The sequence below is a fragment of the Paraburkholderia fungorum genome, assembly GCF_046027605.1.
GTDB classification, from domain to species: domain Bacteria; phylum Pseudomonadota; class Gammaproteobacteria; order Burkholderiales; family Burkholderiaceae; genus Paraburkholderia; species Paraburkholderia fungorum_F.
Genome location: NZ_JAQQEF010000001.1, coordinates 1 through 25,855 on the forward strand (window position 1 = coordinate 1; position 25,855 = coordinate 25,855).

Genomic DNA, 25,855 nt, shown 5'->3' on the forward strand with positions numbered 1-25,855 from the left:
TCCACCGCCTTGACCACCGTTGCCCTGGCCTCCACCGCCTTGACCACCGTTGCCCTGGCCTCCACCGCCTTGGCCTCCGTTGCCCTGGCCTCCACCGCCTTGGCCTCCGTTGCCATGCCCGCCGTTGCCTTGGCCTCCGCCGCCCTGACCGCCGTTGCCTTGGCCTCCACCGCCTTGGCCTCCGTTACCCTGGCCTCCGCCGCCTTGACCGCCGTTGCCATGACCTCCACCGCCTTGACCACCGTTGCCCTGGCCTCCGTTACCCTGGCCTCCGCCGCCCTGACCGCCGTTGCCTTGGCCGCCACCACCTTGACCACCGTTGCCTTGGCCTCCACCACCTTGGCCTCCGTTACCCTGGCCTCCGCCTCCTTGGCCGCCGTTGCCCTGGCCGCTACCACCTTGACCACCAGCGCCATGACCGCCGTCACCATGGCCACCATCGCCGTGACCGCCGTCACCATGACCACCATCGCCATGACCGCCATCGCCGTGGCCACCAGCGCCATGACCGCCGTCGCCATGGCCGCCATCGCCATGGCCACCGTCACCATGACCGCTGTCGCCGTGACCACCATCACCATGGCCACCGTCGCCATGGCTGCCATCGCCGTGGCCACCATCGCCATGGCCACCATCGCCATGGCCACCGTCACCATGACCGCTGTCGCCGTGACCACCATCACCATGGCCACCGTCGCCATGGCCACCGTCACCATGACCGCTGTCGCCGTGACCGCTATCTCCATGGCCACCATCGCCGTGACCGCCGTCACCATGACCACCATCGCCATGACCGCCATCGCCGTGGCCACCATCGCCATGACCGCCATCGCCGTGACCGCCGTCACCATGACCACCATCGCCGTGGCCACCATCGCCATGACCGCCGTCGCCATGACCGCCATCGCCGTGGCCACCATCGCCGTGGCCACCATCGCCATGACCACCATCACCATGGCCACCGTCGCCATGGCCACCGTCGCCATGGCCGCCATCGCCGTGGCCACCATCGCCATGACCGCCGTCGCCATGGCCGCCATCGCCGTGGCCACCATCACCGTGGCCACCGTCACCATGGCCACCATCGCCGTGACCACCATCGCCGTGGCCACCGTCACCATGGCCGCCATCGCCATGGCCACCGTCACCATGCCCGCCATCGCCATGGCCACCATGGCCGCCGTGATGCCCACCGCCATCACCATTGCCACCTGTTCCACCGTCGCCATTGCCGCCTGTGCCACCTGTCCCACCGTCGCCATTGCCGCCTGTGCCACCTGTCCCGCCGTCACCACTGCCGCCTGTGCCGCCCGTCCCACCATCACCGCCCCCACCGCTCCCGCTCCCCCCACTCCCGGCACCGACTCCCGCGCCGCCGCCTCCACCACCGTTAGCCCCCGACCCGTTCGACGAAGTCCCGCCGCCATTGTTGCTCTGTGGGCCCGTAGTCGACCCCGGACCCGTAGCCGCCGCTGCCACGCCAATTGCGGTGGACGCCCGCAATCCACCGTGTTCCGGCTTGCAGCCAAGCGTGTCGAAAAGTGGACAATCGACCGGCAATGCTTGCGCGACCATCAGCTTCGTCGAATTCGCCGACGACGCCACAGGTGCTGCAGGACTCGTTTGCGCGCCCGCCATCGCAGCATAAAGACTCACAGCAACCGCCAATACCGCTTTGCTTGTCCCCAACGCCCGCCCGTCCCCGTTGTACTTTTTCATTTCATTCTCCTAATCATGTTTTCTGAAGAACAGATCCTGATAACGAGTGAATCCTTGTTCGCCGTTAAAAAAGTCAAACTTCAAAGCCCGGTCGACATTGCGGCGTGCCACACGAAAACGCGCGACACCCTGCATCTCTCCCGCAGACAACCCCGGTCCGATTTGACGTGATTCGGGAGAGACAACTGGCTGCGCGCGAACAAAGCATTGAAAGGGCACAGCTGGGCCTGATGGACGTTGAAGTTATGCGCAGCACCACCAGGTGACCGTGCGCTAGCCCACGCAATGTGCGATTGACGGCCTGTTTCCGATTAATTGCGTTGCATGACTGTCAAAGATCGTCAATTGCCATTCTTTAAAGCGGCCGGAAATTTTTATCTTTAGATACGCAGTCCAAACTATTATTTTTATTTCTCACATGGACTTATTCATCGCATGAATCGAAGAACCCGTAGACTCATTTTTTATTGAAGTGCGCAGATCCCGCGCAAAAGAGTTGACCGTGACGCGAACAAGCGCTTCGCATAAGTGTCGGTCCGCACACAAAAGAGAATTTGCAAAGACGGGAGTGAGGGCCATCACACCGACAACGCACTCACGCTCTTCCGCAGTTTCCTCGTAACGCACATCGACCAGCGCCTGCGGATCCGCGCCATCGCGATCCATGCGTCGCCGCACTCACCAGGAAAGCGCGCGAAAAAAAAGCGAATCAGGCGACAATAGGAAATCGCAACCTCATCAACAACGGGAACAGAGAGATGCTTTTATCCGAACAATGGGTGCTGGTAACGGGCGGCGCCCGCGGACTCGGCGCGGCAATCACGCGTGCACTGATACGCGAAGGCGCAGGCGTCGTGGTGAATTACCGCAAGAGCGAAACGCTGGCCCACGCGCTAAAAGAAGAGTTCGGCGACCGTGCCCTGCCAATCCAGGCCGACGTGACTGACGCGACCGCCGTCGCGCGTCTGTTCGAAACCGCTCAAGCGCAAACCGGGCAACCCCTCGTGTCAGTGGTCAACAACGCGCTGGCCGACTTTCAGTTCGACGGCGACGCCCGCCCGAAAATCGACTCGATCGACTGGGCGCGCTTCCAGCAGCAGTTGGACGGATCGCTGAAGGGCGCGCTCAATACGATGCAAGCAGCAGCCGCGGGCATGCGCTCGCGCGGCTTCGGCCGCATCGTGAATGTCGGCACGAATCTGTTTCAGAATCCCGTGGTCCCCTATCACGACTACACGGCGGCCAAAGCGGCGCTGTTATCGCTCACGCGCACCGCGGCTCATGATCTCGGCCCAGACGGCATCACGGTGAACATGGTCTCGGGCGGCCTGCTACGCACCACGGACGCGAGCGCGGCTACGCCGGAATTCGTCTTCGACCTGATCGCCAGTTCGACACCGGTGCGGCGCGTGACGACACCTGAAGAGTTCGCCGACGCCGTGCTGTTCTTCCTATCGCCGTGGGCGCGCGCGGTCACCGGTCAGAATCTGATTGTGGACGGCGGCCTCGTGAAGGGTTGATGCGGCAGAAGTGTCGCCACGCGGCCACCACCCCAGCGCCCAACCAACACTTCTTCGCGGCGACTTTTCCCGAAGCGTTTCCACCATCCCGGGCGGCGCACAGGGTCATCCTTCCCACCGCGACGCGCAGACACTTGTGGCATGAGCTTTCGCGCGATATCAACCGTGAGCGCGGGTTTACCTTCGTTTGACTTACCGAGGCAGGCCCGTTTACTGGACGCAAATCAAACCTTTCAGACACTTTCATTTTGCTTTGTTCAGCTGAATAGTGTTTTGAAAGCGTCTCTTCTGTGTCTGGAGGTGTGTCATGGTGAGTGTGTCCAGCAGTGCCGTCGAAGAACTCAAAGCCGCGATCCGAGGCCAACTGCTGCTGCCCGGCGATGCGAGTTTCGACGAGGCCCGCAGCATCTGGAATGCGATGATCGACCGGCATCCGGCAATGATCCTGCGCTGCGCCGGCGCGGCCGATGTGCGCCGCGGCGTAGCATTCGCGCGCGACAACGGTCTGCCGCTGGCGGTGCGCGGCGGCGGCCACAACATCGCCGGTAGCGCGCTGTGCGACGACGGCCTCGTGCTCGACCTGTCGTCGATGAAATCGGTACATATCGATCCGGCAGCGCGGCGCGCGTATGTCGAGCCGGGCGCGACGCTCCGCGATTTCGACCACGAAGCGCAAGCGTTCGGGCTCGCCACCCCGCTCGGCATCAACTCGACCACTGGTGTGGCAGGCTTGACGCTGGGTGGCGGCTTCGGCTGGCTGAGCCGCAAATACGGCCTGACCGTCGACAATCTGATGTCAGCGGACGTCGTCACCGCCGACGGCGAGTTGCTCCACGCGAGCGCCGATTCACACCAAGATCTGTTCTGGGCAATCCGCGGCGGCGGCGGCAATTTCGGCGTCGTCACGCGTTTCGAATTCGCGCTGCATCCGGTTGGGCCACTGGTCTACGGCGGACTCGTGGTATTGCCGATCGAGCAGGCGAAGAATGCCCTGCTCCAGTACCGCACGGCGGCAGAACAGATGCCGGACGATCTGAGCGTGTGGGTCGTTTCGCGGCTTGCCCCGCCGCTGCCGTTCCTGCCGCCCGAAGCTCACGGCAAGCCGGTCATCGTATTCGCGATGTGCTACACCGGTCCGATCGAAAACGGGCCCGCTGCGGTGCAGGCCGTGCGCGGCTTCGGCACACCCGTTGGCGAACATCTTGGCCCGATGCCCTACGCCATGTGGCAACAGGCCTTCGATCCGCTGCTCACGCCAGGCGCGCGCAATTACTGGAAGTCGCACAACATAGGCGCTATCTCGGACGGTCTCATCGATGCCCTGCTCGACGCGATCGGCAAGCTGCCCTCGCCGCAGTGCGAAATCTTCTTCGGGCAAATCGGCGCGCAGACGAGCCGGGTGCCGGTTGAAGCCACCGCCTATTCGAGTCGTGACACGCAATACGCGATGAACGTGCACGGCCGTTGGGACGACGCAAGCGACGACGAGCGCTGCATTGGCTGGGCTCGTGCCTTCTTCGACGCATCCGCGCCGTTCGCGCTCGGCAGCGTGTACGTCAACTTCATGACGGAGGAGGAAAGCGGCCGGGTGGCTGACGCGTATGGACCGAACTACGAGCGTCTCGCCGCCGTGAAAAAGCACTACGACCCGCACAATCTGTTCCGCCACAATCAGAATATCCGCCCGGCGGCGTAGAGACTGAGGGGACGCGGCGTCGAACGTCGTTAGTCCCCGCGCGAACCTCAGCTCGTGGTGGCTGTCTGAGATGGAACCGCGGCGTCAGGCACGTTAAATGCTGAATAGCAATTGACGTACAAGCTTGCCGGCGCCACGGCGTTCACGGCACTTATCGTTCAGACAGAAAACGTAACCTCCATCACGCTCAGGGGAAAATAATCATGCGCAGACGACAATTCATCATGACCACCAGCGCCGCTTTGGCAACCGCGGGCTTTAGTCTCGCCGGCTGCACAACCACGTCGCCGTCCTCGAGCGCGTCGCCTTCGGCGAACGCCGGCAAGCGCGACACGATCAATGCCGGTGTCGATTCCACGCTCTCCCGTCTGTACGCGAACGTCGACGGTTCGCGTGAACTGGTTGGCAAGGCGCGCGGCGTGCTGGTGTTCCCGTCCGTGATTTCCGCGGGCTTCTGGGTCGGCGGCCAATACGGCGAAGGCGCGCTGCGGGTGGGCGGACGCACGTCGGGCTACTACAGCACCGTCGCGGGCTCGTTCGGTTTGCAGATCGGCGCGCAGTCGAAGGCACTGGTGTTTCTGTTCATGACACAAGAGGCGCTCGACAAATTCCTCGGTAGTCAAGGATGGGCAGCAGGTGCTGACGCAACGGTCGCCTTGCTGAAGATCGGCGCGAACGGCGCGGTCGATACCTCGACCGCTACCAGCCCGGTCGAAGCTTTTGTACTGACGAACGGCGGCCTGATGGCCGGTGTGTCGCTCGAAGGCACCAAGGTCTCGCGTCTGATCATCTGAGAGAAGCACGCGGCGAATGTGTTCGAGCCAGCGGGTGATGGTTTTGGTGTATTGCGCATGGCACGCTGATGCAATCGCTAGCACACACAATCAGGCGCAGTCACGCAGTCACGCAGCCGCGCATGCGGCTGCGTGACATCCCGTGTACCCCTTATCACTCGCTCCGCAATCAACGCTTTAACAACCGCGCCGGTCACTTTGACCGCACTGCTGTAAAATTCACCCGTTTTGCAATCCTGCTGGCCGCTGCTCCGCCTTTGCCACGACGTTCATCCTGTCTGGCGCCTCGCGTATCGCCGCGCTGTTTGCCCCCGGTTTCCCACTCCACTGACCGCGCGCATAAGACTTTCGCGTGCGGAAAGCGACGGCATGCCAACTCTTACGTATCGATTGCGCAGCCGCAAAGCCGACGTGGCTCGACCCGAAGTCTCCGTTCCCTTCAGATGAACACTGCTAGTCCCACGCCCAGTTGGCTCACCAATCTTCCCGGTATCAAGAGCAATGTGCTCGCGGGCCTCACCTCGTCGTTCGCGTTGGTGCCGGAATGTATCGCCTTCGCGCTGGTCGCCCACCTCAATCCCTTGATGGGTTTGTATGGCGCGTTCTTCATCTGCACGATCACGGCTTTATTTGGCGGGCGCCCCGGCATGATTTCCGGCGCGGCCGGTTCGATGGCCGTGGTGATCGTGGCGCTGGTCGTGCAACACGGCGTGCAATATCTGCTCGCCACCGTGATACTCAGCGGCATCCTGATGGTGCTGTTCGGCGCGTTGCGGCTGGGCAAGCTGATTCGCATGGTGCCGCATCCGGTGATGCTCGGATTCGTCAACGGCCTCGCGATCATCATCGCGATGGCGCAACTGGCGCACTTCAGGCAAAGCACGCCGCAAGGCGAACAATGGCTGCACGGCAGCGCGTTGCTGTTGATGTGCGGTCTCGTCGCGCTAACCATGCTGATCGTCTATCTGCTGCCGCGGCTCACACGCGCCGCGCCGCCCGCACTGGTCGCGATCGTCGGCGTGGGGCTCTTCAGCCAACTGTCGCATCTGCCTACGCGTACGCTCGGCGACATGGCCCATATCGCCGGTGGCCTGCCGAGCCTGCATGTGCCCAGCGTGCCGCTGAATCTCGACACGCTGCATGTAGTGCTGCCCTACGCGGTTCTGATGGCCGTCGTCGGTCTGCTGGAAACGCTGCTCACGTTCAACCTGACCGACGAGATCACCGAAACCCGCGGCCAGCCGAATCGCGAATGTCTCGCGCTGGGCGCGGCAAATATCGCTTCGGGCCTGTTCGGCGGCATGGGTGGCTGCGCGATGATCGGGCAGACCATGATCAATCTGAATTCCGGCGGGCGTTCGCGGCTGTCGGGCATCGTCAGCGGTGTGATGATCCTGATGTTCATCCTGTTTCTGTCGCCCCTGATCGAACGGATTCCACTGGCGGCGCTGGTCGGCGTGATGTTCGTGGTGGCGCAGCAGACCTTCGCATGGGGTTCGCTGCGGGTATTGGGCAAGGTGCCGCGCAACGACGCGCTGGTCATCGTTGCGGTGACAACCATCACCGTGTTCTCCGATCTGGCGATCGCGGTGTTGTGCGGCATCGTGATCGCCGCGCTCAATTTCGCCTGGCAACACGCCCGCGAAATTCACGCGCATATCGAAGATCGCGGCGGCGACAAAACCTACGTTCCGCGCGGCACACTGTTTTTCGCGTCGACCACCCGCTTTCACGAGCTTTTCGATCCGGCAAAAGATCCCGGCCACATCACGGTCGACTGCAGCCATCTGATGCTCGCGGATCATTCCGCCTTGGCCGCGCTGCAGGGACTGTTCGAACGCTATCGAAAAGCCGGCAAGCAATTACGTGTGAAGAATCTGTCGGAGCGCAACCAGCGCTTGCTGAGCCGCGCCGGCATTGAGATCTCGGGAAGCGGCGCGGGTTGAGCCGCCTCGCAGTCGAGCAAAAACGCTCGTACCGGGCCGCCATGCCCCTGTAATATGAGAAGATTGCTCAGAGGTAAATTGTCCCGAAGCCATGTCTTTTTTACTACATTAGAAGATTCGTGAAGCCTGCCGGAGGGCCCGTGACAAGACGAGTTTCGCTCGAGGATGAATCCGAGTTCGCAATCTGGAGATTCGGTGGCGTGGTGGAAGAGGCACCGTCGCGCCGGGTCATGATAGGGCACCGTGACAAGGCGATTGGCGAATCGCTGTTGCTGCTGCTGTCGCTGAAGGGATTCGACGCGGTCTATGCCGCCGACGTGATCAAACTGGATCGCTTCCTGAAATGGTGGAAGCCGCATGCGATCTTGCTGGACACAAGGCTCGATTCCGCCTCGGACTATCAATTTACGCGCGCTGTGCGCGACGAGCCATCGAATGCCGGAATACTGTTACTGGCGATGAGCAACATCTGGCCACTCGATCCGATTGCCGGGCTCAAACAAGCCGGTTTCGATGGCCATTGCCGGCGACCGTGTTCGCTCTGGCGCGTCGTCGATATCCTCGAAGGTTATTTCGTCCACGCCAAAGCGGGGCCGGGCGGCCTGCACTGAGCGCGGCGGGCTCGATCACTGCTCCTCCGGAAACGCGAACACTGCAATCCCTGCCGACGATTGCGCGGTCTGCTCCGCGCTGTCGACGTTCCCGGCGTTCCGCTTCACAGTTCCGCTTCACGGCCGCGGTGATCTATCCCACGCTGCTCATTCTGCCGGCAGCGTAAGCGAGGCCACTTCGCAGCGCGGCCACTGCTGCAGCACCTCGGGCGCCAACAGCAACTTGGCCGCCCGCACCCCGGCTCCCATCACGATCTGAGCACGTTCCATCACCGCGGCATCGACGAGAATGCGCCAGTCTGCCGGCAAGCCGAAGGCGGTAATACCGCCGAACTCCATCCCGCTATGCTCCACGGCGGCCTCCCGCCTGGCGAACGAAAGGCGCTGCGCGCCGAGCGCAGCCTTCACCGCGCCATTGATGTCGAGGCGCAGCGAACCCAATGAGACCAGCGCCGCGTAATGCTCGGCGCCCTCTTTCTTGTAGCGGACCACGATCGTGTTGGCGCAGTCTTCGAGGCCAAAGCCGTAGCGCGCGCTGAATGCGGCGGTGTCCGAAGCGTCGTCGCTAACGGCGAATACGGTGACGCCCTGGGTCGGCAATTGCTCGACGACGTGCGCAGGCAAATGCGCGCTCAATTGTTCCGTGGGAATGATGTCCAGCTGCTTGACGAGTTCGTGCGAGTGCATGGTGATCAGAGTGTGAAGGTCCGTCGACATTCTAACGGCACGCGAGCTTGCGCCGCATCGCGCGCGCATGCCGATGCCACGCTTGTTATAGTGACAGGCACAAGGTTTGCGAAAGGTATCGATGCGTGGACCGCCCCGACGCCACCTCAACGGCACGCACACGGCGCATCCGGGCGCCAGTATCCCATTGAGAAACACGACCATGGACATCGACACGCTTTCCGCCGAGAACCTCCAGCTGGTGGCCCGCAAGCAGGCCAATTGGGCGATCGGCGCATTCAAACAGTTTGCCGACGACCGCTGCGCAGCCATGGCCGCCAGCATTGCCTTCTACGCGGCATTCTCGCTCGCGCCCACGCTGGTCATGGTGATTGCCGTGGCGGGCTGGTTCTTCGGCGCCGAAGCCGCGCGCGGCGAGCTGTTCAATCACATTCACGGCCTGCTCGGCGACCAGGCCGCCGCCGGCGTGCAGACCATCGTCGAGAACGCCCACCACAGCGGCAGCGCCAGCGGCGTCGCGGCGATCATCTCATTCACGATGCTGGCGATCGGCGCTTCGGCCACCTTCTCCTCGCTCAACACCGCACTCAATATAGTGTGGCCGTATACTGGGCCGCGCTCGTCGAGCGTGATCGCGTTGGTGCGCGTGCGCCTGATTTCGTTCGGTCTCGTGCTCGGGGTCGCGTTCCTGCTGATCGTCTCGCTGGTACTCGACACGGTCATCACATTCATCGGCAAGTGGCTGTGGGGGGACTCGCCCTACGTGGTGATCGGCAACCTGCTGCAACTCGGGGTCGGCTTGCTGGTGCTGGCCTGCGCCTTTGCTGGCCTTCTGAAGTTTCTGCCGGACGACAAGGTGCGGTGGCGCGATGCGTTTGTCGGCGGGATCGTCGCGGCGGTATTGTTCTCGGCGGGCAAGAAACTGTTCGCGCTCTATATCGCGCATGCCGGCATGGCGAGCTCGTTCGGCGCAGCGGGCTCGCTGGCCGTGTTGTTGATGTGGCTGTACTTCTCGGCTGCCGTGCTTCTGCTCGGCGCGGAGTTTTCGGCGGCACGCGGACGCGTGCACGACCCGCGCGGCAGCTGGGGCATGCAGGAAGACTCGCCGCCCGGCAGCCGTGCCAAACTCGCTTCGGTACTCGCGGCCTCGACGGTATCGGCCGATGCGCTGCTTCGCGAGGAAGATCGCGACGCCGGTGCTGCCGCCGGCTTTGCTCCTGCAACCGGAGCGGCAGCCGCCGCAGCGCGTGGCGCGGCCGCTTCCGCGTCGGCCTTGCAGCGGGCGAAAGCGCGCAACCGGGCTTCAGCGCGGGCGACCGCACTCAAGATCGGCCGCACCGTTGTCCTCGCTGAAGCACAAGCGACACGCGTCGCTGCCGTTACGCTGGTGGAAGCCGGCCGCACGGCCGTCGCGGCTGATCGCTATGTCAGACGGAATCCGTGGACCTCGGTGCTGTTTGCGGCGGCGGCTGGCCTTGCTGCCGCCACCCTTGCGCGCCGCAATGGGGACGATAACGGCCGTCGCGGCTGAGAACTGACTGAAGTCTGCGTGCTTCGCGCTCGCACTGACCTGCCCACCCACAACGCATAAATTCTGTCCACAACACCGCGTCAAGCGAAACGTGACCCCACTTTTCCGTGGACGCTGCAGAACGGCGAAGACGGTTAGACGACTAGATTACAAATACCATTCAAACGCGTGTCTAAAACCAAGGTAGCGGAACCTTCACTGTCAACAAAACAACAATAATGTGCCGTCAACGAATCAATATTGCGGAAATGGCAATAATCGTTAACCGTCTTTAAATACAAGGCTTTGCGTCGTTTGTCACTTTTTAGAGACAGTCTTTTTTTTCCTGTTCTTGTCGATTGAAGCAGTGAGCTATTCTCCTTTCCGCAACAACGAAACTAATCATCTGCGTGGAGAAATGGATGAAACGAATCGCACTGTCTACCCTCTCGCTGGCGCTTCTCGGCGTCACGGGCGTGGCACATGCTCAAAGCAGCGTTACCCTGTACGGCTTGATCGACGAATCGGTCCAGTTCGCTCACAACACGGTTGACGCATCCGGCCATAACAGCAACCAGGTTGGCCTGGTCAGCGGCAACCTGCAAGGCGATCGCTGGGGCTTGAAGGGTACGGAAGATCTGGGCGGCGGCCTGAAGGCGATTTTCCAGTTGGAAAACGGTTTTGACGTGAACAACGGCAAGCTGAGTCAAGGCGGCCGGATGTTCGGTCGTCAAGCCTACGTCGGCCTGACGGGCGACCAATGGGGTACGGTCACGCTGGGTCGTCAATATGACCCGCTGGTCGACCTGGTTCAGCCGCTGACGGGTGACAACTACTTCGGTTCCACCTTCGCTACGCCGGGCGACGTCGACAACAACGACAACTCCTCGCGCACGAACAGCGCCATCAAGTACACCTCGCCGGTGTGGGGCGGCTTCCAGTTCGAAGGTATGTACGCTCTGGGCGGCGTGGCTGGCCAGACGGGTTCGGGTCAAACGTGGGCGGGCGCTGCAACGTACGCAACGGGTCCGTTCAGCGTGGCTGCAGGCTACTTCCGCGCCGACAACGGCAACACGCTGGCTAGCCGCACGGCTGGCACGCCGCCGACGCCGGGCTGGAACGGCAGCACGTCGGACGGCACGTTCGACAACCAGATCAACAGCGCTTACGCCGCTGCGAAGTCGATCGGTATCGCTTCGGTCGCTGTGCAATACGTAGCAGGCCCGTTCACGGCTAACCTGCGTTACAGCAACGCACAGTACAAGCCGGACGCGAACTCGGGCTTCGGTTCGACCCAGAAGTACAACGTCGGCGGCGCATACCTGGGTTACCAGGCAACGCCGGCAATGCTGGTTGGCGTGGGCTACGTCTACACGAAGTCTAGCGGCGACGCGGGCGCAACGTATCACCAGGTTTCCCTGGGCGGCGACTACAACCTGTCGAAGCGCACGGACATCTACCTGGTTGGCGCATATCAGCACGCAAGCGGCGAACAACGTGCTTCGAACGGCACACTGGTCAACGCAGGCGCGGCAATCGGTTCGTACAGCTACAACTCGGCTTCCAGCTCGCAAGAACTGGTCAGCCTGGGCATCCGCCACAAGTTCTAATCGAACCTGACGGACTGCTGAAGCAACACGCAGTTGAAGACCAGCCACAGGCGAAAGCCGGTGGCTGGTTTTTTTTCGTTTGGTGGGCTCACGACGACTTCGCTGTGAGGCAACCGGGCCGCAAGAGCGCCCGAATCGCCTAGCGCCGCTGGGCCTTGCCCCTTTCCGATTGCGCCAGCGTCTGTGCCGGCTTCGCATCGAGTTCATGCTCGACACCGTCGGCGCCCACCGGCGCACGATGCAGCACCAGCGTCCGCTCGCGCTGCAGCAGCGGCACATTGGGCGAATCCTGCCAGTCCGGATCGGGAATCTCGCCGAACACCTGACGCAGCCGCTCGCCCCACGTACGGTGAATCATCTCGAAGTAGGCGTTGTCGTGATCGATCGAGACGAAGCGCGTGACGCGCAGCGAATCCTTCTCGTAGACCAGCAGATCGAGCGGCAAACCGACCGACAGATTCGAGCGCAGCGTCGAATCCATCGAGATCAGCGCGCACTTGGCGGCTTCGTCGAGCGGTGTGGAAGGCGTGAGCACGCGGTCAATGATCGGTTTGCCATACTTGGCCTCGCCGATCTGGAAATACGGATTCACGGCCGACGCTTCGATGAAATTCCCCGCCGCATAGATCATGAACAGACGCGGCCGATTGCCCGCGATCTGACCGCCCAGAATGAAGCTGCAATTGAAGTCGACGCCGAATTCCTGCAACGCCTCGGCTTCGCGCTGATGCACGCAGCGTACCGCGCGGCCGATCACGCGGGCCGCGTCGGCCATGGTGGGCGCGCTCCAGAGCGTGGGCAGCGCGGGATCCGTCGGTTCGGAGAGCTCGTGCAGCACGGCTTGCGTGAGCGACAGATTGCCGGCGCCCAGCAGCACGAGCATGCGTTCGCCCGGATGCTCGAACACCGACATTTTGCGCGCGGTGCTGATGTGATCGACGCCCGCATTGGTGCGCGTGTCCGAGAGGAACACGAGCCCTTCGTCCACCGACATCGCGACACAGTAAGTCATAACGAAAGGTACCCGCAAAAAAACGACAGAACGCCGCTATTGTAATGCGGCGCGCAGACGCGTTCACCGCGTATTACGGCCACAGCGCGGGCAAACTGAACAGCTATGCGGGGTGGCGCTCGCTGGGGACGCGTTCCGGCGGTCCTTTCGCGGCCACCGAGCGCAAACGTCAAAAACGCAGCGCTGCCCCTATTGCGGCGACTGCGCACTGACCGTGACAGACACTTTCAACTGCTCGTCCAGCCCGCCGATACGCCGGCCGCGCACCGGTGCGGCGGCTTCGTAATCGCGTGCGACGGCGAGGCGGCAGTAGATCTCGCTGGCAAACGCGGCATGCGTGACGTCGATGGAAATCCAGCCCTTGCCGTCGAGCCATACATCGACCCATGCGTGGCTCGCGCCGTGCTCTTCGCCAAGAGGACTTTTTGCGGGGCCCACATCGCCTGGTTCGATATAGCCGCTCACGTAGCGCGCCGGAATACCGCGTGCGCGGCAGCAGGCCAGCATCAGATGCGCATGGTCCTGGCACACGCCGTTGCCGAGCGCGAGCGCCTGGGCGGCCGTGCTGGTGACTTCGGTGATACCGGAGTTGTACTTCACGCGCTGCACGATCTGTTCGGATAACTCGATGAGATTGCTCGAACTCGCGAGACTCGACACCGATGCGGCCAGCTCGCGAATCGCCGCGTCGGCCTCGGTAAGACGCGTCGAGCAGGTGAAATGCTCGAGCGGAATCGGGCCGACGGCGTCGGGCAATTGACCGTCGATCAGCGGAATCGTGTCCACTTCGCCCGCCACATGCAGACGAATCTCGCCATGTGGCTTGTTGATGACGAGCGTATGCAGCACATTGCCGTAGGCATCGAAGGTCGCGTCGAGCTTGCCGGGCGCATCGATGCTCCAGCGCCGCACCACCTGCGAGGCGCCGCTCGACGGCGTCAGCCGCAGTTGCTGGATCGAATAGTGGACAGTCGCTTCGTAACGATAGGACGTGTCGTGGCGGATCGTCAGGTACATAAAAAACTCCGTCAGGCGACTGGCAGCATCAGATAGGTACGCGCAACCAGATTGCCGAGCTCGAACACGCGAGCAAGGAACTGTGTCAGATAGGCGTGCAGGCCGGCTTCGAAAATCTGCCGGATGTCGGAGTACACCAGCTCGGCGCGCAGCTTGCCGGCAAACCGCTCGCACTGGTTCGAGCCGGACGTGCGCAGCATCGCGAGATTCGCGCACACGCCTTCGAGTGAAGCGAGCAGCGAGCGCGGCATCTGCTGGTTCAGGATCATCAATTCGACCACCCGCGCCGGCGTGACGACATCGCGATACACCTTGCGATAAATTTCCAGCGCCGACACCGAACTGAGAATCGAGGTCCAGTAGTAGAAGTCCTCGAGCTGGCGCGCGGCGTCGCGTGAATTCGGCTCGACGTCGGCAAAGCGCACGTCGAGAATCCGCGCGGTGTTGTCGGCGCGCTCGAGGAAGGTGCCGAGTTGCGTGAAAAAGAACGCGTCGTCCTGCAACGCCGTACCGATCGTCACGCCGCGCGACAGGTGCGAGCGGAACTTCACCCATTCGAACAGCGCACCCGGATTGCTCGACGCCTGGCCGGACGCGGCACGTTCGTTGAACTCGAGCCAGGTGTCGTTGATGGTTTCCCACCATTCGGTCGTCAAGGTGCCGCGCACGGCACGCGCGTTTTCACGCGCGGCCTGCAAGCACGAATGAATACTCGACGGATTGGTCGCATCGGCCACCATGAAATCGAGCACGTTTTCGCGGGTCGGTTCGTCGTAGCGTTGCGCGAAGGCAGACTCGAGTTCGGAGATGCGCAGCACCGAACGTTGCGCGCGCGCCTCCTGTTCGGGCGTTTGCGGCAACAGCAGCGCCTTCAGGTTGATATCGAGCATGCGGGCGGTGTTCTCCGCGCGCTCCATGTAGCGGGCCATCCAGAAGAGGTGATCGGCGGTTCGGCTTAGCATGACGGCGTTCCGTATCTGATGACGCGAGACCTGTGCAAAAGTAAGAGGTCCGCGCGGGTTATCCGTGTGAGCCGGCGGCGGTTTGATTCATCTGCCGGCGCGTTAGGTTGCGCACGCGGTGGCCGGGATGGCTTCATGAGTTGCATCAGTTGCATGGGCGGTGACATGCGCCACCGTGGCAACCGCGTTGGCGATCGCGTTGGCGATCGCGTCAGTCGACCATCCACGTATCTTTAGTCCCGCCTCCCTGCGACGAATTGACGACGAGCGAGCCCTCCTGCAACGCCACGCGCGTGAGCCCGCCGGCGCACATCGTCACGCTCTTGCCGGACAGCACGAAGGGCCGCAAGTCGATATGGCGCGGCGCGATACCCGCCTCGACAAAGGTCGGACACGCGGAGAGCGCCAGCGTGGGCTGCGCGATATAACCCGCGGGCCGTGCGATCAGGCGTTCGCGGAACGATTCGATTTCGGCTTTCGTCGACGCCGGTCCCACCAGCATTCCGTAGCCGCCCGCTCCGTGCACTTCCTTCACCACCAGTTCAGACAGATGCGCAAGCGTGTAGGCGAGATCGTCGGGCTTGCGGCACTGGAACGTGGGGACGTTGTTGAGGATCGGCTTCTCGCCGAGGTAAAACTCGATCATTTCCGGCACGTACGGGTAGATCGATTTGTCGTCGGCGATCCCGGTACCCATGGCGTTCGCAAGCGCGACACGTCCAGCGCGATACGCGGTCAACAGACCCGGCACGCCGAGCGCCGAATCGTTGCGAAAGGCCAGCGGATCGAGAAAATCGTCGTCGACACGGCGGTAGATCACGTCGACGCGCTTGGGCCCCTGGGTGGTGCGCATGAACACATAGTTGTCGTCGACGAACAGATCCTTGCCTTCCACCAGTTCCACGCCCATCTGCTGCGCGAGGAACGTGTGTTCGAAATACGCGGAGTTGTACATGCCCGGCGTGAGCACGACCACGACCGGATCGTCGACACCCTCAGGCGCCACCGAGCGCAGTGTGTCGAGCAGCAGATCGGGATAATGCGCGACCGGCGCGATGCGGTTCTGCACGAACAGCTCGGGGAAAAGCCGCATCATCATCTTGCGGTTTTCGAGCATGTAGGACACGCCCGAGGGCACCCGCAGGTTATCTTCGAGCACGTAGAACTCACCCTCGTCGCCCGCGCGCACCACGTCGACCCCGGCGATATGCGCGTAAACACCGAGCGGTACGTTCACGCCTTGCATCTCGGGACGGTATTGCGCGTTGGTATAAACCTGTTCGGCCGGCACGATCCCGGCGCGCACGATGTTGCGATCGTGATAGACGTCGTGGATAAACAGATTGAGCGCCTGCACCCGCTGGCGCAAACCGGCCTCCAGCGTCTGCCACTCGCTGCGCGGAATGATGCGCGGAATCAGATCGAAGGGAATCAGCCGCTCGGTGCCGGACAGATCGCCGTTCACCGCGAAGGTAATGCCGACCCGGCGGAACAGCAGGTCGGCTTCCGCGCGCTTGCGTGCGATCGCCTCATTGCCCTGCTTTACCAGCCACCGCTCAAAGCGCGCGTAGTGTGGCCGCACGGCATCGTCATGATGACGCATCTCGTCATAGCATCGCATGTCACGCCCCGCTCTTGTTGTCGGATAGAAGGCGAATGCGCTGCGCATTCGGTGTTCGACAATCGATCAAGCAAGCGCTATGCCATTGAGCTTTTGCGTGCAAAACACGGTGCATGCACGCTAACAGCGCATCCCGACTGGCACGGCCTCGCCGTCATCGTACTGCGGCGGCCCATGATGCGCTAGTACGGTGCACAAGGGGCACGGTGGCGGGCGGCGGCTGTCATTGCCAAAACCTGACACGGGGCCTTCTTCGGAGCGGAGTCGAACCCGCGGCAGGACCGCGGCACGCTTGCGCCACCTCGCAAAGCGCCGAGGCCACGCATAAAAAATCCCCGCGGATTCGCATCCACGGGGATCTGGACAACTCGCACTGCGGGTCGGCTCAAACGTTAGCCACGGTTAAAAACAGACGGCTAGAAGCACGCTGCCAGAACCGCACGGTTAAACACCGCGCTAACGCATGAAGCGCGATCAGCCTGCTGCTGCGTCTTTCAGCTTCTTCAGCGGACGTGCCTTGATGCGCACGCTAGCCGGCTTGGCCGGGAACCAACGCTCTTCACCCGAGAACGGGTCTTTGCCGAAGCGCTTCTTCTTCGCCGGCACAGCTTGCACGACGATCTTCAGAAGACCCGACAGCGTGAATTCACCAGCGCCCTTCTTGTGCACGGCGCCGAGGATCGTGTCTTCGAGCGCGGCCAGCACGGCCTTGGCGGTCTTCGGTTCCACAGCGGCGCGTTCAGCGACGTGTGCAGCCAGCGAGGCCTTCGTGAAGGTGTCCTTGATCGGCGACGGAGCGCTGGAAGCCTTCACGGCGACCTTCTTAGCTGCGACGGCTTTCTTCGCAGGGACTTTCTTTGCAGCAACCTTCTTGGTCGGTACCGGGGCAGCAGCCTTCTTGGCCACCTTTTTTGCGGAAGTCGGCATGTTTCTCCTACCTGTAGTGGTCAGTGAATTGCACGAAGCGCACACGGTATGTGCACGCTTCAACGCCGGATTCTACAAGCGCTAATACGATTTGCGCGACTCTTTTGTGTATAACAGCGAAGGTTTGTTGCGCGGCGCTGACTTCGCAACACATTTTGATCCTTGTTTTAGCGGGTAAACGTGCGTCGGCGTGCTTCGAAGCGGTCTGCAACACGAACACGTAACGCGCGTTACAGATCGTTTCGATACCTGAATAGAGGCACTTTCGGCGTAAGGGGATGACCGAAGGACGGCGACTCGATGGTCGAACCAAAGCTCGCCGACGCGCTCGCCATGCCAATTCATGCGGCGGAAAAAACACGCCCCCTGCAGCGAATATCTCTGCAGGGGGCGGCTAAGGTTGTTCTGCGACAGAAAAGCGCAGGGCCTTTTCAATGCTTCAACGCTTCAACGCCTTAACGCGCGATCATGGCCGGCTGACGTGCTTCAGATCGTGCTCGGTCTCTTTCACGTGGGCCCAATACGCATCTTCGTCGCGCGCCATCCCGAGCTCGCCATTGCGATAGGCGATGGCCAACGCCAGATTGGCTTCGGGTAACTCCGCATTGGCCGCGCGCGTCAGCCATTGCCGCGCCAGCGCGTCGTCGCGAGGCAGTCGCCGCCAAGACCGCCAGCTTCAGAGAGAAACGCGCCCTCATTGGTTGAGGTTCACCGAGTAGACCGCGAGACCCTTGCCGATGCCGTCGTCGGCCCGGAGCTGAGTGACGTTGGTAATGCCGTTGCTCTGCGCGAGCGCGACCAGGTTCGGCGCCGCCGTGAAAGTCACCTGGCCGGCCGTCGCCACCTTCGTGAAGCGCTGGTCGCACTGTGTTCGGCCGCAATCGCCTGCGAGATCGCTGGATCGACCGCCACGTAGCTGTTATCCGCGTTCTGGATCGAACGCGCTTGCGCCGTGCTCGAATTGCGGTCCACCGCCCATGTGCCGTTCGTATAGTTCAGCGCGAGCTTGATCACGCCGAGATGCTTGCCCCAGAAATTCGCCATCACGGTCGGCACGCCGTTGACGATGCCCTTCACCTTGTCGACACCCGGCAGGTCGAATTGCGTGACCGTGCTGTTCTTGTCGGGGAATACCTGATGCGAGTGGCCGATCAGCATCGCGTCGATGCCGGGCACCTTCGAAAGATAGTAGCTGCCGTTTTCCATCGAAGGCGAATAGGTCGAATCGTCAAGGCCGCCATGCGACATCGCGACGACAATCTGCGCGCGCTTGGCCTTCATTTCCGGCACGTACTTCGAAGCGCTTTCCACCAGCCCTTGCGTGTACACGTTGCCGTCGAGCCAGCGCTTGTCCCACGCCATGATCGCGGGCGGCGTGAAGCCGATCACGCCGATTTTCACCGGCGCGCTGACGGTCTTGCCGTCGGGCGTCGTGGCCGTCAGCGCGCGCTCGATGAGCGTGTACGGCTTGAAAATCGGCTGCTGCGATTTCGCGCCGAGCACGTTCGAGAGCACCAGCGGAAAATTCGGTCCCGCGCATGCCGGTTGCGACGCCACCGGGCTCATGTTCGGCACGTCGAACACGCTGCCTTTAGAGGCGCGGCAGAATCTCGGCGAGCTTCGTGAGCGCCGCATCGATATGCTCGACGGCGATGTTGCCATAGCCGAACATCAAGCCGGGCTCCGGCTTCGCGCGCCAATAGAACGGCGCGAGTCCATACAAACCGATCGACGCCTCACGCGCGGCGCCCACCAGCGCTTCCTCGGTCAACGGCGCCTTCAGCCGCGTTGCCAGATGGATGCCGGCAGTCGGCACGATCGGTTCGAACCACGGCGCGAGATCGCCCCGCAAGTGCTTCAGCAGCATCGCGCGGCGCGCCGCATAAGTCTTGTGCATGCGCCGCAGATGCTTGGCGAAGTCGCCGTTGAGCATGAAGGTCGCGAGCGCGGTTTGCGTGAGCGTGCAGCCGTGACAGTCGGCGATCTGGCGGGCCTTCAGCAGCGGACCATGGAGCGAGGCCGGGGGCACCACGTAGCCGACCCGCAGCTCCGGGAAAATCGTCTTCGAAAACGTGCCCAGATAAGCGACGAGACCGGCGCGGTCGAGACTTTTCAGCGGCTCCATCGGCCGGCCTTCGAAGCGGTATTCGCAGTCGTAATCGTCTTCGATGATCACGGCGCCGCGTTTCTGCGCCCATTCGAGCAACTCGACCCGCCGCTCCAGACTCATGGGCATGCCGAGTGGGAACTGATGCGAGGGCGTCACATAGACGAGCCGCGCCTTGTCCGGAAGCTTGCTCACGATCAGGCCTTCGCTGTCCACCGGGACCGGCACCACGCGTGCGCCCGTGGCCGTGAAGCAGGCGTGGGCCGGTGGATAGCCGGGATCTTCGAGCGCCGCGATCTCGCCGGGCCGCAACGTGATGCGTGCCATCAGATCGAGCGCGTGCTGCGCGCCTTGCGTGACGATCACGTCGTCCCAGTTGCTCGTGACCGCGCGGTTGAACGCCAGATAGCGCGAAATCGCGAGGCGCAACTCCTGCTCGCCGGCCACGTCGCGATACGTGCCCGGGCCGCGGGCTTGCATCCGCAATGCGTGGTTCACGCAGCGGCGCCAGACGTCGAAGGGGAACAGCGACTTGTCGGTCGCGCCGCCGACAAAGTCGTACGGCGAGGCCACTGTAGGCCGCGGCAGCGGCAAGGTCTCAGGCATCTGCTCCCACAGCGGCTGGGCGCGCGCCGCGGCTTGCTGTTTCGCCGTCACCCGCTCGCGCGCGGAGTCGGCGGCCCGCGCATGCGGCGAGCGCTCCACCGGAAGACGCTCGAGACCATCGGCGACGAAGGTGCCCGAACCGGCGCGGGCGCTCAGATAGCCTTCGGAGAGCAGCCGCTCGAATACGTCGAGCGTGGTCTTGCGCGACACGCCCAGTTGCGTCGCGAGATCGCGCGTGGAAGGCAGGCGTGTGCCGCCGGCGAGACGCCCTGCGAGTATGCCGGCACGCAACTGCCGGTAGATCTGTCCGGACAGATCGTGACGCCCTTCAACCGCAATGTGGATGTCCATCCGAGTGGTTACCTGAAATATACGGGAAATGGCAGAACCGAAAGGCCGGTGCCAGCCGCAAGCTTACCTCGGTCGCCGCCATCGAAGGGACGAACGCGAAAGCATGACCCAGAACGCAAAAATGGCGCGCCCGTGTAACACGCGGCGCGCCATTTCATTCTGCCGCCGACTGGCTTAATCCGCGCTCGCACCACTCAGCGCAGTGGTTTGCCGCGCGCTCTCGCGCGCCTCGTCGCTGCAGCGCTGATGCTCACGCGAAAGCTTGCGCATCAGCGGCAACAGCAGCACGGCAACCAGCGCGCCGACCGCCGCGAGCCAGCCCAGGCCCGTGAACAGCTTCGTGTACAACGGCAACGATTCGAGCGGGTCCAGATCGCCCGCCGGCATCTGCGCGAAGTTTGCGACCACGCTGCCCAGATACTGCGACACGCCGGTTGCAACGAAGTAAGCGCCCATCATGAAGCCGCTCATGCGCGCCGGCACGTAGCGCGCGATCATCGCGAGACCCAGCCCGCTCACCAGCAATTCGCCGAGCGAATACAGGCCGTAGCCGCCCACCATGAACCACGACGACACGCGTCCGTTCACCGCGTAGTTGCCGCTCGCCGCATACACGAAGAAGCCGGCCGCCACCACCGCGAAGCCGAATGCGTACTTGACCGCAACCGGCACGTCCTTGCCGCTCTTTGCGAGCTTCGTATAGAGCAGCGCGAGCACTGGGCTCAGCATCATGATCCAGATCGGATTGAGCGCCTGGAATTGCGCGGCGCTCCACGTGAAGAGCGTCTCGCCGAACAGCATGAAACGCGGATCGACGTTGCGCAGCGCGAACAGCGTGAGCGACGTCGACATCTGCACATAGAACACGAAGAACAGGATCACCTGCGCGGTCAGGATCAGCGCGGCGACCAGACCCGCGCGCTCCGAGCGTTCGCACTTCACCAGCATGTAGCCGAAGATCGCCAGAATCGCGACGCCCGCCGTGTAGACGCAGGCCACCGCAATCGCCTTGTGCTGCAGCACGAACATCGTTGCCGTGCCGAGCACGATACCGCCCAGCGCGACCGCGCCGACGCGCTTCCAACGGATCGGTCCGGCGTCCGGCGCGGAACCGATATGCGCGAGCGTGCGGAACATGATGAAGTAGTTCAGCACCGACAGCAGCATGCCCGCGCAGCAGACCGCGAATGCCGTGTGCCAGCCCCAATGGTCCTTGATCCACGGTGTCGCGAGCATCGACACCGTCGAGCCGATATTGACCGCCATGTAGTAGATCGTGAACGCGCTGTCAATGCGCGCGTCGTCGCCCTCGTAGATGCGACGCACGAGGTTCGCGGCATTCGCCTTGAAAAGCCCGTTGCCCACCACGATCACGCCGAGCGACGCGTACATGTAGCTCAATTGCTCATTGGGCAGCGCCAGCATGAAATAGCCGGCCGCCAGCACCACGGCGCCGAAGATCATCGTGCGGCGCGCGCCGAGAATCTTGTCGCCGATCCAGCCGCCGATCGAGGGCGACGCGTACACCAGCGCCGTGAACGCGCCCCACGTGAGGGTGGCATGGCTGTCGGTGAAGTTCAGCTTGTCGATCATGAACAGGACCAGCAGCGCGGCCATCCCGTAATAACCAAAGCGCTCCCACATCTCGATCAGGAAGACCGTCGAGAACGAACGGGTCTGCGAGACCGGTGCGCCGGGCGGATTGGATGAATTCATCATGGTCCTCTTGCTCTTACGGTTGCGGCGGCACGTGGGCGGCCCACGCGGCGCGGAAAACTGATTCTGGAAAACGGTCCGCGGATCAACATCGGTCAAACGGCGGCCGCGCATTTCGGTTCTGGCAACATAGAATGTTGTCTCGAAAAACGGTCGCTCGCATGACCGGGCGCTGAATGGACCGCGGCCCCGGCCTAAACCGCTATCAAACCATATTTACTCATATCAAACAAATTTTGACGGGCTAATTTCCTCCTGCTATGGTCACGACAATTCAACAGAACAATCCGGCACTCGAACTCGGCAGCAAGATCCGCTCACTGCGGCAACGGCTCAAGCGCACCCTGGACGACACGGCAACCGCGGCAGGTATTTCCAAGCCGTTCTTGTCGCAAGTCGAACGCGGTCTGGCGTCACCGTCCATCACGTCGCTGGCCGGGATTGCGCAGGCACTCGGGGTGACGGTGCAGTATTTCGTCGACACGCCAAGCGAAGAACGCTCGGTGTGCCGTGGCGATCAGTTGAAGTTTTTCGGTTTCGCGGACTCAGCCAATCTGTTTGCGCGGCTGACCAATCTGACGGGCGGCCGTCAGCTCGAAGCGATCCTCGTGAGGATGCCGCCAGGGCAAAAACGCTCCGAAGTGACCACGCATGCCGGCGAAGAATTTGTGTATGTGATCGACGGCGAAGTGTCGTTGACACTGGAAGGCAAGACGTTCGTGTTGCACGCGGGAGACAGCGCGCATTACGAATCGACGGTGCCGCACAGCTGGGTGAACACCGCACGCAAGGAGTCGGTGGTCATCTGGGTGGGCACACCAAGACTGTTCTAAAAAGCAGGCATCTTTTCCGGTCGAGCCGGCCAGGGATCGCCCGCATTACTAAACGTAAGGAATCCTGCGTGCCGAGCAAACAACAAGGACAACAAGGGCCTCCCCGGCCTGGACACCGCGGATAACCGCGCGCCCCTGGCGCCAGCGCGTTCCTCCACTACCGCGGCTCGCTGCTGCGAGTTGTCGCTGTCGCTGCTGTTCGCCGCGCACGATCTCGCGGTCGTCAAGGCGATCAGCCATCGCGTGCTGGTGATGTGACTGGGACGTGTGATGAAGCTTGGCGATAAGCGCGATGTGTATGGCACGTCGTGTCATTCGTGCACGCGCGGGTTAGCGAGATTCCGCAGCCCGTCACGCATGGCGCGAGCGCGACACGCGTCGCGTGCATTCGCGTGAAAGACGGCCAGCAGATGTCCCCTTGACGAGCGCCCCGCAGGAAATGCCCGTGGCGCATCGCTAAAGCCGACAGCCTAACGAGCGAAAACCCTATTCTCCGGCGCGGCAGTCCGTCGCGCCGCTGGATTCGTTCGTCCTGTCATCATCGGGACGAACGATAAGCGTGGGCTGGCTAACCGCCAGCCGAGGACTCACCAAAATAACAGAGACGTTCCACATGAAAGATAGTCGAACTAAAAACCGGTCAAGAAAAACCCGTGCAGCCACCTTCTTTTACTGCGCATTCACGCTGCCCGCACTGAGCGTCGGCGCGAATGCTTACGCCGATGACATCGTATTGGAGCCCACCGCCGATACGGGTAAAACTCAAACACTCGCGCAAACGTTTTCGTCTCCCGCGTCACAGTCGCAAGCCTCGCAAGCGAACCCCTCGGGCAAGCGCAGGGCGGACCAGGGTGGCTCGGTGCGTAACGATCAACCGGACACCACCAACGCCGTTGTCAACGCGGAAGCTAACCAGACCATCACGCCGCCCGCACCGCCGTCGAGTCAGACAGCGAGCAAGGGCTTTATCGGCGATAGCCACCTGAACCTGCAGTTCCGCAACTACGCCGACTACTTTCAGGCCCCGCCGTCGATCTATCGGCACGCGTGGGTTCAGGGCGCTCAAGTCAACTATGAATCAGGGTTCACGCAAGGCCTGGTCGGCTTCGGCGTCGACGCGTCGCTGTTCGCCGCGCTCAAACTCGATGGCGGCAACGGCGCCAGCAATATGGTGCATGTCGGCAAGGACGGCGGCGGCTCGCAACAACTCGCGTGGGCTTACCCGGGCATGTATGACATCAAGGGGCGCATTTCCGAAACGGTCGTGAAGTACGGCCTGCAGACCGTGACCAACCCGTTCCTCGAACCACACGACAACCGCGCGTTGCCGCCCACTTTCCTGGGGGTGTCGATGGTCAGCAACGACCTGGTTCACACGACGCTGGAGGCCGGCAGTTTCACCAAAGTCGACGCACGCGGACACACGAATCTGACCAACCTGACTACCTCGTACGGCGGCACGCGCATCGACCGGCTGACTTACGTGGGCGGCACGTGGCACTACGCGAAGAACGGCGAAATGGCGCTGTATGTCGACCAGGCCGACGACGTCTGGCGTCAGTACTACGGCTCCGTGGCGCAATCGTTCGGCGACCCGACCACCATCAAGTGGAGCGGTCTTGCGAACGTCTACTCGACGCACGATACCGGCGCATCGCGCCAGGGGCATATCAACAGTAACGCGTACAGCCTGTCGGTCTCCGCGCAGCACGGGCCGCACGCGCTGCTGCTCGGCTACCAGCAGGTGCTCGGCGATCAGTTCTTCGACTACGTCAACGAGACCAACGGCATCTACCTGACCAACTCGATGGACGTCGACTACAACGCACCGCATGAGCAGTCGCTGCAATTGCGCTACACGTTCGACGGTAAATACGCGGGCGTGCCGGGGCTCAAGGCGATGTTCTGGGGCGAGTATGGCTGGGGCGCGGACGCGTCGGCCGGTGCCGCGGATAATGCTTCGGCGTCGGCGCCGCTGCACGACCTGTACTGGAAGAATGGTGAACCGGTGCACGGCCATCATCACGAGTTCGGCTTCATTCCGAGCTATACGCTGCAAAGCGGCCGCTTCAAGGATACGAAGGTTACGTTCATCGCGATGTGGCATAACGCCTCGCGCTTTTACTCCGATGGCAACAATATGGAGTACAGGTTGGTGGTGAATGTGCCGGTGAAGGTTTTCTGAGCGGGGCGGGGTTACGGGTCTGTGTATAGGCGGATTAGGACCGCTCTTTATCGCGTGCAGGTGTGACGAGGTATACCTGCACGCGTCTGGAGACGAGTTTCCTTTGTGTCATAAGTCCACTTCGCCAGTGAATTTATGGAGCATCTATCTGCGGGTCGGCATGCAAGGATATTCCGAAGGCATGATGGCGTTCTCCGCGCTCGCTCTTATTGCGCTGGTTTTGCTGGTTGGCTTCGTCCGGTCGGTGGTCATCATTTTTTCGCAGTCAACGGGACGGGGTGCGTGTGCCAGACGTATGGTCGGGTTGTGGACTATGCGAATAGCCAGCGGCGCCGCGCTATGGGTCGCGGTCAATTACTGGATCGGTGCCGATCTGAGGTCCAAGGCACATGACTGCAAAAAGACGCCCTCGGACGGAGGACGTT

General features: G+C 62.4%; 20 protein-coding genes and 3 pseudogenes. 11 read left to right on the top strand and 12 right to left on the bottom strand.

Translation table 11 applies throughout. From position 1 onward, the window contains the following. Positions 1-506, bottom strand: a pseudogene (locus tag PQR53_RS00005) (hypothetical protein); the annotation flags it as partial. Here PQR53_RS00005 and PQR53_RS00010 point away from each other — a divergent pair. Then, positions 460-1,890: a hypothetical protein gene (locus tag PQR53_RS00010; RefSeq protein WP_408450364.1), complete on the top strand. Its 1,431-nt coding sequence runs from the start codon at positions 460-462 to the stop codon at positions 1,888-1,890. The pseudogene PQR53_RS00005 and the gene PQR53_RS00010 sit on opposite strands and share 47 nt — an antisense overlap. A gap of 243 nt (positions 1,891-2,133) precedes the next feature. On the opposite strand, the gene PQR53_RS00015 is transcribed toward PQR53_RS00010, so the two are convergent. After that, positions 2,134-2,385, bottom strand: a complete 252-nt coding sequence (locus PQR53_RS00015) for a hypothetical protein (RefSeq protein WP_408450366.1) — start codon at positions 2,383-2,385, stop codon at positions 2,134-2,136. Between the two features lie 92 nt (positions 2,386-2,477). Between PQR53_RS00015 and PQR53_RS00020 the strand changes: the two genes are divergently transcribed. The 5 genes from PQR53_RS00020 (at position 2,478) to PQR53_RS00040 (ending at position 8,286) form a co-directional block, all read left to right on the top strand. After that, a complete protein-coding gene (locus PQR53_RS00020) occupies positions 2,478-3,239 on the top strand; it encodes a 3-oxoacyl-ACP reductase (RefSeq protein ID WP_408450368.1) in 762 nt (253 codons plus the stop codon). Between the two features lie 307 nt (positions 3,240-3,546). Then, positions 3,547-4,935, top strand: coding sequence for an FAD-binding oxidoreductase (locus tag PQR53_RS00025; protein ID WP_408450370.1), 1,389 nt, complete (start codon positions 3,547-3,549; stop codon positions 4,933-4,935). 203 nt (positions 4,936-5,138) lie between these two features. Further along, positions 5,139-5,729, top strand: a complete 591-nt coding sequence (locus tag PQR53_RS00030; RefSeq protein ID WP_408450372.1) for a BPSL1445 family SYLF domain-containing lipoprotein — start codon at positions 5,139-5,141, stop codon at positions 5,727-5,729. A gap of 443 nt (positions 5,730-6,172) precedes the next feature. Then, a complete protein-coding gene (locus tag PQR53_RS00035; protein WP_408450374.1) occupies positions 6,173-7,675 on the top strand; it encodes a SulP family inorganic anion transporter in 1,503 nt (500 codons plus the stop codon). 140 nt (positions 7,676-7,815) lie between these two features. Then, positions 7,816-8,286: a histidine kinase gene (locus tag PQR53_RS00040; RefSeq protein WP_408450376.1), complete on the top strand. Its 471-nt coding sequence runs from the start codon at positions 7,816-7,818 to the stop codon at positions 8,284-8,286. Positions 8,287-8,433: 147 nt separating this feature from the next. Here the strand turns inward: PQR53_RS00040 and PQR53_RS00045 are convergent, their stop codons facing one another. Beyond that, positions 8,434-8,973 (bottom strand): YbaK/EbsC family protein, encoded by a 540-nt coding sequence (locus PQR53_RS00045; RefSeq protein WP_408451130.1) that lies wholly within the window; start codon positions 8,971-8,973, stop codon positions 8,434-8,436. A gap of 202 nt (positions 8,974-9,175) precedes the next feature. Here PQR53_RS00045 and PQR53_RS00050 point away from each other — a divergent pair, with 202 nt between their 5' ends. Together PQR53_RS00050 and PQR53_RS00055 are read left to right on the top strand one after the other, a co-directional pair. Continuing rightward, positions 9,176-10,504, top strand: coding sequence for a YihY/virulence factor BrkB family protein (locus PQR53_RS00050; protein ID WP_408450378.1), 1,329 nt, complete (start codon positions 9,176-9,178; stop codon positions 10,502-10,504). A 401-nt stretch (positions 10,505-10,905) separates the two neighbouring features. After that, positions 10,906-12,093, top strand: coding sequence for a porin (locus PQR53_RS00055; protein ID WP_408450380.1), 1,188 nt, complete (start codon positions 10,906-10,908; stop codon positions 12,091-12,093). A gap of 139 nt (positions 12,094-12,232) precedes the next feature. On the opposite strand, the gene PQR53_RS00060 is transcribed toward PQR53_RS00055, so the two are convergent. The 9 genes and pseudogenes from PQR53_RS00060 to PQR53_RS00100 all read right to left on the bottom strand — a co-directional run bounded on the left by PQR53_RS00060 (position 12,233) and on the right by PQR53_RS00100 (position 22,412). Continuing rightward, positions 12,233-13,105 carry a proteasome-type protease gene (locus tag PQR53_RS00060; RefSeq protein WP_408450382.1) on the bottom strand — a complete coding sequence of 291 codons (873 nt, stop codon included), beginning with the start codon at positions 13,103-13,105 and terminating at the stop codon, positions 12,233-12,235. Between the two features lie 189 nt (positions 13,106-13,294). Further along, the gene (locus PQR53_RS00065; protein WP_408450384.1) at positions 13,295-14,122 is read right to left on the bottom strand and encodes a transglutaminase family protein; all 828 of its coding nucleotides are present in this window, start codon (positions 14,120-14,122) and stop codon (positions 13,295-13,297) included. Between the two features lie 11 nt (positions 14,123-14,133). Further along, the gene (locus PQR53_RS00070) at positions 14,134-15,084 is read right to left on the bottom strand and encodes an alpha-E domain-containing protein (RefSeq protein WP_179740661.1); all 951 of its coding nucleotides are present in this window, start codon (positions 15,082-15,084) and stop codon (positions 14,134-14,136) included. Positions 15,085-15,295: 211 nt separating this feature from the next. Then, positions 15,296-16,705 carry a circularly permuted type 2 ATP-grasp protein gene (locus PQR53_RS00075; protein WP_408450386.1) on the bottom strand — a complete coding sequence of 470 codons (1,410 nt, stop codon included), beginning with the start codon at positions 16,703-16,705 and terminating at the stop codon, positions 15,296-15,298. A 474-nt stretch (positions 16,706-17,179) separates the two neighbouring features. Continuing rightward, positions 17,180-17,632: an HU family DNA-binding protein gene (locus tag PQR53_RS00080; RefSeq protein WP_007177969.1), complete on the bottom strand. Its 453-nt coding sequence runs from the start codon at positions 17,630-17,632 to the stop codon at positions 17,180-17,182. A 694-nt stretch (positions 17,633-18,326) separates the two neighbouring features. Next, the gene (locus PQR53_RS00085; RefSeq protein ID WP_408450388.1) at positions 18,327-18,458 is read right to left on the bottom strand and encodes a hypothetical protein; all 132 of its coding nucleotides are present in this window, start codon (positions 18,456-18,458) and stop codon (positions 18,327-18,329) included. A 32-nt stretch (positions 18,459-18,490) separates the two neighbouring features. After that, positions 18,491-19,222, bottom strand: a pseudogene (locus tag PQR53_RS00090) (bifunctional metallophosphatase/5'-nucleotidase); the annotation flags it as partial. 1 nt (position 19,223) lies between these two features. Further along, the gene (gene pdxR, locus PQR53_RS00095; protein WP_408450390.1) at positions 19,224-20,696 is read right to left on the bottom strand and encodes a MocR-like pyridoxine biosynthesis transcription factor PdxR; all 1,473 of its coding nucleotides are present in this window, start codon (positions 20,694-20,696) and stop codon (positions 19,224-19,226) included. 174 nt (positions 20,697-20,870) lie between these two features. After that, the gene (locus tag PQR53_RS00100) at positions 20,871-22,412 is read right to left on the bottom strand and encodes a peptide MFS transporter (RefSeq protein WP_408451131.1); all 1,542 of its coding nucleotides are present in this window, start codon (positions 22,410-22,412) and stop codon (positions 20,871-20,873) included. A gap of 260 nt (positions 22,413-22,672) precedes the next feature. Between PQR53_RS00100 and PQR53_RS00105 the strand changes: the two genes are divergently transcribed. From PQR53_RS00105 to PQR53_RS00115, 3 genes and pseudogenes are all read left to right on the top strand, one after another. Further along, the gene (locus PQR53_RS00105; protein ID WP_408450392.1) at positions 22,673-23,245 is read left to right on the top strand and encodes a cupin domain-containing protein; all 573 of its coding nucleotides are present in this window, start codon (positions 22,673-22,675) and stop codon (positions 23,243-23,245) included. 177 nt (positions 23,246-23,422) lie between these two features. Then, positions 23,423-23,617, top strand: a pseudogene (locus PQR53_RS00110) (peptide ABC transporter ATP-binding protein); the annotation flags it as partial. 241 nt (positions 23,618-23,858) lie between these two features. Next, entirely contained in the window at positions 23,859-25,430 is a 1,572-nt protein-coding gene (locus PQR53_RS00115; RefSeq protein WP_408450394.1) for an OprD family outer membrane porin, read from the top strand. Positions 25,431-25,855 lie beyond the last annotated feature (425 nt).

Bases quoted from the DNA above. Each gene is read 5' to 3' on its own strand.
- PQR53_RS00010 (WP_408450364.1), top strand. From the start codon at position 460: ATGACCACCATCGCCATGACCGCCATCGCCGTGGCCACCAGCGCCATG.
- PQR53_RS00015 (WP_408450366.1), bottom strand. From the start codon at position 2,385: ATGGATCGCGATGGCGCGGATCCGCAGGCGCTGGTCGATGTGCGTTAC.
- PQR53_RS00020 (WP_408450368.1), top strand. From the start codon at position 2,478: ATGCTTTTATCCGAACAATGGGTGCTGGTAACGGGCGGCGCCCGCGGA.
- PQR53_RS00025 (WP_408450370.1), top strand. From the start codon at position 3,547: ATGGTGAGTGTGTCCAGCAGTGCCGTCGAAGAACTCAAAGCCGCGATC.
- PQR53_RS00030 (WP_408450372.1), top strand. From the start codon at position 5,139: ATGCGCAGACGACAATTCATCATGACCACCAGCGCCGCTTTGGCAACC.
- PQR53_RS00035 (WP_408450374.1), top strand. From the start codon at position 6,173: ATGAACACTGCTAGTCCCACGCCCAGTTGGCTCACCAATCTTCCCGGT.
- PQR53_RS00045 (WP_408451130.1), bottom strand. From the start codon at position 8,973: ATGCACTCGCACGAACTCGTCAAGCAGCTGGACATCATTCCCACGGAA.
- PQR53_RS00050 (WP_408450378.1), top strand. From the start codon at position 9,176: ATGGACATCGACACGCTTTCCGCCGAGAACCTCCAGCTGGTGGCCCGC.
- PQR53_RS00055 (WP_408450380.1), top strand. From the start codon at position 10,906: ATGAAACGAATCGCACTGTCTACCCTCTCGCTGGCGCTTCTCGGCGTC.
- PQR53_RS00060 (WP_408450382.1), bottom strand. From the start codon at position 13,105: ATGACTTACTGTGTCGCGATGTCGGTGGACGAAGGGCTCGTGTTCCTC.
- PQR53_RS00065 (WP_408450384.1), bottom strand. From the start codon at position 14,122: ATGTACCTGACGATCCGCCACGACACGTCCTATCGTTACGAAGCGACT.
- PQR53_RS00070 (WP_179740661.1), bottom strand. From the start codon at position 15,084: ATGCTAAGCCGAACCGCCGATCACCTCTTCTGGATGGCCCGCTACATG.
- PQR53_RS00075 (WP_408450386.1), bottom strand. From the start codon at position 16,705: ATGCGATGCTATGACGAGATGCGTCATCATGACGATGCCGTGCGGCCA.
- PQR53_RS00080 (WP_007177969.1), bottom strand. From the start codon at position 17,632: ATGCCGACTTCCGCAAAAAAGGTGGCCAAGAAGGCTGCTGCCCCGGTA.
- pdxR (WP_408450390.1), bottom strand. From the start codon at position 20,696: ATGGACATCCACATTGCGGTTGAAGGGCGTCACGATCTGTCCGGACAG.
- PQR53_RS00100 (WP_408451131.1), bottom strand. From the start codon at position 22,412: ATGAATTCATCCAATCCGCCCGGCGCACCGGTCTCGCAGACCCGTTCG.
- PQR53_RS00105 (WP_408450392.1), top strand. From the start codon at position 22,673: ATGGTCACGACAATTCAACAGAACAATCCGGCACTCGAACTCGGCAGC.
- PQR53_RS00115 (WP_408450394.1), top strand. From the start codon at position 23,859: ATGAAAGATAGTCGAACTAAAAACCGGTCAAGAAAAACCCGTGCAGCC.